This is a genomic window from uncultured Brachyspira sp. (genome assembly GCF_934747485.1).
Lineage (GTDB): Bacteria > Spirochaetota > Brachyspiria > Brachyspirales > Brachyspiraceae > Brachyspira.
Genome location: NZ_CAKVGN010000132.1, coordinates 1 through 1,656, shown reverse-complemented (window position 1 = coordinate 1,656; position 1,656 = coordinate 1). Strand labels below are relative to the sequence as shown.

Below are 1,656 nucleotides of genomic sequence, written 5' to 3'. Positions count from 1 at the left end.
AAGGGGCTGACCCAGATAACTAAAAAAGCTCCTTTTTTGCTAAATTATATATAATTTCCAATTGTTTTTCAACTTTAGGATTATTAAATCTAAATTGACATTCTTTAATAAATAAGTGAAAATGTTCTTTTGGTATTCCATTAAATTTACGAAGATGTCTTTTCGCTTGATTCCAAAAATTCTCTATACCATTAATATGGTTCTTTTCTTCAGCGAACTTTTCACTATGATTAATTCTAAAGTGCCTAAATTCTGATACATCTAATACATCATAACTATGATAATAATCTGAATAAACTATACTATCTGGCTGTACTTTTTGCCTAATAATAGGCATTAAAGTGCTTATTTTAGTATTATTTATCATTTTTACATATACTTTTCCTCCTCTTTTTAATAAACCAAACACTGGTATTTTATCTTTAGCTCCTCTGCCTCTTTTTCCTTTTCTTTTACCGCCAAAATAACTCTCATCAACTTCTATTTCTCCATTGAAAACTTCTTCTTCTTTTTCTTTCTCATATTCAAATATTAATTCTCGTAAATGATGATAATATAATATTGCTGTTTTGCGATTAATTCCAATAAGAGCTGAGGCAGTCCTTGCTGTAGTTCCTGCTACAAAATGCTCTATTAATTTTAATTGTTTATCTTTACTTAATTTACTACGTTTCATACTTAAATTTTAACAAATTTAAGTTATCTGGGCCAGCCCCAAAAATAATTACATAAAACATTTACTGTATAAGTAGGGTCTATGAGTCTTGCTGCTCCTTGAGTAAAACCTTGCATTATAGGGTCTATTGTAGAAGGAGTATAGCTTGCAGAAAAACCTCCTGCAAGTCCTGCAAATGAAGCGGCTATTCCTGCTAATGGGTGTCTTCCTACTGCAAAAAACATTATAGAAGCTATAGGCATTAATATAACATAAGAAGAATCTGAAGTTATATGGCTTACAACAGAAATAAATATAATTGCTGGTGCTATTGCTTTTTTTGGTATAATAGCTAATAACTTTATAAGAATCATTCTAATAAATCCGCTTCCTTCAGCTGCTCCTATTCCAAGTGTTGCTACAATTGTAATACCTAAAGGAGGAAAGTTTATAAAGTTGTATGTCATCTTTGTTATAAACTTTGTTATTTCAGTAGGGGCAAGCATATTAATTATTTTTATTTGTTCTCCTGTTGTAGGGTGAAAATAATTAAATGTAAAATAAGACAATATCCATGACACTATAAGCATTATAAAAAATGCTATTAAAAATAAAATAGTGATGTCTGGAAGTTTGTTGCCTACTGTCTCAATGACATTTAAAAAACTTTCAAACTTATTTGACTTTTTAATGTCTTTAGTATTCATATAAGACTCCTATTGTGAAAACTTTATAAATAAATAATTATACAATTAAATATTTTATAATTAAAAAGCATAGTTAAAACAAATAATTCAGCAGTTTTTAAATAAAAAAGTATTATTTATTCTATTAGATTAAAGTATAAGAAAAAATAATTGCTCTGATTATACTATTAAATTCAGTATTCATCAATAGTATTGCAAGATTTTTATATACAATATTATTATTGGGGCTGTCCTAGATAACTTAAATTTGTTAAAATTTAAGTATGAAACGCAGTAAATTAAGTAAAGATAAAC

Annotated in this window: 1 protein-coding gene and 1 pseudogene; both read right to left on the bottom strand. The window is 27.4% G+C overall.

The window, feature by feature from the left end; genetic code table 11:
• Positions 1–19: 19 nt before the first annotated feature.
• Complete coding sequence (locus Q0H31_RS13180) at positions 20–676, bottom strand: IS1595 family transposase (protein WP_295298934.1); 657 nt, start codon at positions 674–676, stop codon at positions 20–22.
• Between the two features lie 41 nt (positions 677–717).
• Positions 718–1,362, bottom strand: a pseudogene (locus Q0H31_RS13175) (AbgT family transporter); the annotation flags it as partial.
• Positions 1,363–1,656 lie beyond the last annotated feature (294 nt).